Origin of the sequence: Mesorhizobium sp. M7A.F.Ca.MR.362.00.0.0 (assembly GCF_004023175.1) — a bacterium.
Taxonomy (GTDB): Bacteria; Pseudomonadota; Alphaproteobacteria; order Rhizobiales; family Rhizobiaceae; genus Mesorhizobium.
In genome coordinates, this window is sequence record NZ_RZTF01000350.1 from 2,598 (window position 1) to 6,751 (window position 4,154).

At 60.7% G+C, this 4,154-nt stretch carries 7 protein-coding genes; 3 read left to right on the forward strand and 4 right to left on the reverse strand.

What is annotated here, in order from left to right; all coding sequences use genetic code 11:
* Positions 1–236, forward strand: a 236-nt coding sequence (locus tag EOC06_RS43835; RefSeq protein ID WP_245470187.1) for a dienelactone hydrolase family protein, incomplete at its 5' end; no start/stop codon positions are given.
* A 140-nt stretch (positions 237–376) separates the two neighbouring features.
* Here the strand turns inward: EOC06_RS43835 and EOC06_RS29460 are convergent.
* Positions 377–934: a DUF308 domain-containing protein gene (locus tag EOC06_RS29460; RefSeq protein ID WP_027038993.1), complete on the reverse strand. Its 558-nt coding sequence runs from the start codon at positions 932–934 to the stop codon at positions 377–379.
* A gap of 140 nt (positions 935–1,074) precedes the next feature.
* On the opposite strand from EOC06_RS29460, the gene EOC06_RS29465 reads away from it, so the two are divergent.
* Complete coding sequence (locus EOC06_RS29465; protein ID WP_128309438.1) at positions 1,075–1,662, forward strand: TetR/AcrR family transcriptional regulator; 588 nt, start codon at positions 1,075–1,077, stop codon at positions 1,660–1,662.
* Between the two features lie 81 nt (positions 1,663–1,743).
* Complete coding sequence (locus EOC06_RS29470; protein ID WP_128309439.1) at positions 1,744–2,922, forward strand: NAD(P)/FAD-dependent oxidoreductase; 1,179 nt, start codon at positions 1,744–1,746, stop codon at positions 2,920–2,922.
* A 29-nt stretch (positions 2,923–2,951) separates the two neighbouring features.
* Here EOC06_RS29470 and EOC06_RS29475 read toward each other — a convergent pair whose 3' ends face one another.
* The 3 genes from EOC06_RS29475 to EOC06_RS29485 all read right to left on the reverse strand — a co-directional run.
* Positions 2,952–3,356 (reverse strand): DUF1801 domain-containing protein, encoded by a 405-nt coding sequence (locus EOC06_RS29475; protein ID WP_128309440.1) that lies wholly within the window; start codon positions 3,354–3,356, stop codon positions 2,952–2,954.
* Positions 3,357–3,397: 41 nt separating this feature from the next.
* Complete coding sequence (locus EOC06_RS29480; RefSeq protein ID WP_128309443.1) at positions 3,398–3,790, reverse strand: VOC family protein; 393 nt, start codon at positions 3,788–3,790, stop codon at positions 3,398–3,400.
* A 29-nt stretch (positions 3,791–3,819) separates the two neighbouring features.
* On the reverse strand, positions 3,820–4,154 hold a 335-nt coding region (locus tag EOC06_RS29485), incomplete at its 5' end, for a DUF1801 domain-containing protein (protein WP_128309441.1).

A 4,154-nucleotide genomic window follows, 5' to 3' on the forward strand; every position in this document is an offset into this window, starting at 1 on the left:
CCTCCATCAAGGCGCGCGTCTATGTCGGCACATCCGGTGTCGACAGGAGTTTTCCGCCGGAACAGTCGGCGCGGCTGGCCGAGGCGCTTCGGGTTGCGGAAGTCGACCACGTGATCGAGAACTATGCCGGCATGGCGCATGGCTGGTGCGTGCCCGATCATAGCGTTTTCAATGCCGCGGGTGCCGAACGCCATTGGAAGCGGCTGACGACGTTGTTCGCCGAGACGCTGATCTAAGGTCAGCGGTCGCGCCCCTGAGCAGGACGCTACGCGTCTTTGAACCAGAACGGCAGCCGATGCGGCAAAGGGTGAGCGATGCTTGCCCTTTCGACGGCGGCAGATGTTGTTCACCTTGCCGCCGCCGGATCAGGCTGCGCCTAGGCGTTTGCCTTGCGAGAGGCTGCGACGACAAGCCAAATTGCGGAAAGCAGAAAGTAAAACGCGCCGAACCCGGCATAAGGGGCGATGTCCAGAATCGTCGGCGCAGCCGTGCCGAGGGATCGGCTGATCATGAAGCCGCCAGCGAGGGCCGACTGCGCACCACTCAGGATCATCGCCCATTGTGCGCCTTGGTAGCGCCAACGCTTTAGTCCCGTGTTCAGTTGCAGCAGGCCTGAGAGGATCGCCCAAACCCCAAACACGGCCAGAACGGCATACATGCTGTTGGCGACCGCCACGATGACGGCGAGCGTCGTTATCAGGCTGACCACGACATTCAATGCCTGGGACGAGTTGGCCTTCAGGCCGCCATTTACCCTGGCGTCGACCAGATTGGCGAGGGCGTCCCATGCGGGGTAGATGACGAGCAGAAGCGCGGTGGGACCGGGTTGCCCGTTGAATAGGATGGCGGCAGCAACCCAGGCGATAGAAAATATGGCGCGTGCGAAATAATAGGATCGTAGCCATCCGGACTGGGTGAAAGATTGGTTTTGCATCGGCAGGTTTCCTTATTGCTGTCTACCTATCAGTAGGTAGGCAAAGCCTTTGAGTCAACCCGATGTCCGGACACGTCCCTGTGAGAATCGGGAACGATGCACAACGTTGACTATTTGCCTACCAGAAGGTAGGCAGCGATATGAAATCAATGGCTTCGACTTCAGAAAAGATTCTCGATGTCGCGCAGTCTCTTATCGTCGCGGGAGGCTACAACGGGTTCAGCTATGCCGATATCTCGGCTGCCATCGGCATCAGGAAGGCGAGTATCCACCATCACTTTCCGACGAAGGCCGAGCTGGTTTCGGTGCTGGTGGATCGTTACAGGCGGCAGGCCGAAGCGGGTTTGGAATCTCTCCGGGGAGAACTCTCAAGCCCTGCTGAACAACTGCAGTCCTATCTGAACTATTGGCGGACATGCATTCGCGATGCCTCGCCGTCCTTCTGCGTCTGCGCGATGCTCGCCGGCGAGATGCAGATGCTGCCGGAAGAGGTCGCATCACGCGTTCGTGCCCATTTCCAAAATCTCGCGGAATGGCTTACGTCGGTGCTGCGGGCTGGAATGGAGCAGGACTTGTTCCGCTTGAACAATCGGCCGGAGGAGGAGGCCCAGATGCTGATGGCATCGGTTCATGGGGCAATGCTGTCCGCAAGGGCTTTCAGCGATCCCGGGTTGTTCACCACAATCGTCACCCCCCAGATCACCAGGCTGCTGGGACGGGATTGTTAGAAAACCATCGGACCAAAGTGGTACCAGGCAGCGCAAGTGGCGCGCCCCAAATGAGCCGGTCGAGCGGGAACGAGTAGCCTGATGCAATCTTATGATGTCGTGATCATCGGCGCGGGTGCCGCCGGAATGATGTGCGCCGCGGAGACGGCCAAGCGCGGCCGTTCGGTGCTGATCCTCGATCATGCGGCGGCGCCTGGCGAGAAGATCCGCATCTCCGGCGGCGGCCGGTGCAATTTCACCAACATCCATGCCAGCCCGAAGAATTTTCTGTCGGGCAATCCGCATTTCTGCATTTCGGCGCTCAGTCGCTACACACAGCGCGATTTCATCGCCCTCGTCGAACGCCACCGCATTGCCTATCACGAGAAGACGTTGGGGCAGCTGTTTTGCGACGGCTCGGCGCGCCAGATCATCGACATGCTGGTCTCGGAAATGCAGGGCAGGGGCGTGGAGCTGGCGCTCTCGACCAGCGTTGAGGATGTCCGCAAAACCGTGGAGGGGTTTGCGCTCACCCTCTCCACAGGCTTGGTTACTTGCCAGTCGCTGGTCATGGCCTGTGGCGGCAAGTCGATCCCCAAGATGGGGGCGACCGGTTTCGGCTATGAGCTTGCCGAACGGTTCGGCCTTGCTGTTGTCGAAACGCGGCCGGCGCTGGTTCCGCTGACTTTCGACGCAAACACGCTCGAGCGGCTGGCGCCGCTGGCCGGCAACGCCGTCGACGCGGAAGTCGCCTGCGGCAAGACGCGCTTCTCCGAAGCGATGCTGTTCACGCATCGCGGCGTCAGTGGGCCGTCCATCCTGCAGATCTCGTCCTATTGGCGCGAAGGCGATGAAATCCGCATCGCCATGCTGCCGGGAGTTGACGTGGCTGACCTCATTCGGGTGGCCAAGCGAAGCAATGGACGGCAGGCGGTGCAGACGGTGCTGGCAAATCATCTGCCGAAGCGGCTGGCTCAGTCAATCGCCGAGCGCACCGGGATCGACGGTAACCTTGCCGATCTTTCCGATGGCCAGATCAAAACCATAGCTGCCGCAGTCAATAACTGGCGCATCAAGCCTGCCGGCTCGGAGGGCTACCGCACCGCCGAAGTGACACTGGGTGGGGTCGACACCAACGGGCTGGACCAGAAGACGATGCAGGCCAAATCTGTGCCGGGCCTGTTTTTCATCGGCGAAGTCGTCGATGTCACGGGTTGGCTGGGCGGCTATAATTTCCAGTGGGCATGGTCGTCGGGCTGGGTGGCGGGGCAGGCGGCATAGGCCAAACGCGCCGACGAGCTTCATAGACTTTATTTCTGTGGCTTTGCCCGCCTAGCCGCCGGCGCTTTCTTCTTTTTGGCGTGGTTGTAATCGATGGCCGCACGGATGAGCTCTTTTAAAGCGCCCTCATTGAGCGTGTCGCCCTCGAACACATCGATAGCCCGCCACACCTTGCCGCCAAAACCGTTGTTAAACAGATTGTCGGGGTCCGGCAGGCTGGCGCCATGGGAAAAGGTCAGCTTCACCTTGTCCTTGTGGGCGTTGCCGACCACGATGTTGCCGTCGAGGCACCATACCGGGCTGCCCATCCACTTCCACTCCTCGACGATGTCCGGGTCGGCTGCAAGGATGGTCTTGCGGATGCTGGCGAGCGTCTCGCCGCGCCAATCGGTGAGGCCGGCGATCAGCTGGTCGATCTGTTGCGAGGGGGTCATCGGGTATCTCCTGTGCCTCGACGCGTTTCAACCGCCGCCCGTTACCAGCGCGCTAGCTGGGTGATCTGAACGAGGTTGCCGCAGCTGTCGTTCAGCTGGGCGATGGTCGAGCCGGTCACCTCGGTCGGCGGCTTGATAAACGCGCCGCCCTTCGCCCTGATACGCTCATAATCGCCCTTGACGTCGTCGGTGAAGAACATGACCGCAGGCTGGCCCTGCTTGAAGATGGCTTCCTGATAGGCCTTGGCGGCCGGGTTGTCGTTGAGCGCGAGCTGCAGCTCGGTTCCATCAGGCTCTTCAGCCGAGGCAACGGTCAGCCAGCGATAAGGCCCGTTGCTGAAATCAGCCTTTTTGGTGAAGCCCAGCACGTCGGTGTAGAAGCGCAGTGCGTTTTCCTGGTTGTCCACATACACGCTGGTCAGCTTGATCTTCATTGCTCTTTTTCCTCTGTCATAGTCGGTCATTACGGGATCCAGCCGGGCAGGGCCGCGGCCTGCTTGATCCATTCCACCATCCTCGCCTCATCGAACTGACCGTCTTCGCGGATGTCGATCCAGCGCACATCCTTGCTCTTGGCCGTGCCGCCAGGCGGAATCGGCCGCAACGACGTGCCGCTGAAGAAGGTCACTTTCAAATAGTGGGTGAAGACATGGAAACTCACGAACCAGCCCTGGCCCTCGACGCCGTAGAAGGGCGAGTTCCATCGCACGGCCTTGCGAATGTCAGGCACGTTGCGCACAATGAGCGCGTCGAGGCGCTCGCCGAGACCGCGCTTCCAGCCCGGCATTGCGGCGATGT

Coding starts and splice junctions, on each gene's coding strand:
- EOC06_RS29460 (WP_027038993.1), bottom strand. CDS start 934: ATGCAAAACCAATCTTTCACCCAGTCCGGATGGCTACGATCCTATTAT.
- EOC06_RS29465 (WP_128309438.1), top strand. CDS start 1,075: ATGAAATCAATGGCTTCGACTTCAGAAAAGATTCTCGATGTCGCGCAG.
- EOC06_RS29470 (WP_128309439.1), top strand. CDS start 1,744: ATGCAATCTTATGATGTCGTGATCATCGGCGCGGGTGCCGCCGGAATG.
- EOC06_RS29475 (WP_128309440.1), bottom strand. CDS start 3,356: ATGACCCCCTCGCAACAGATCGACCAGCTGATCGCCGGCCTCACCGAT.
- EOC06_RS29480 (WP_128309443.1), bottom strand. CDS start 3,790: ATGAAGATCAAGCTGACCAGCGTGTATGTGGACAACCAGGAAAACGCA.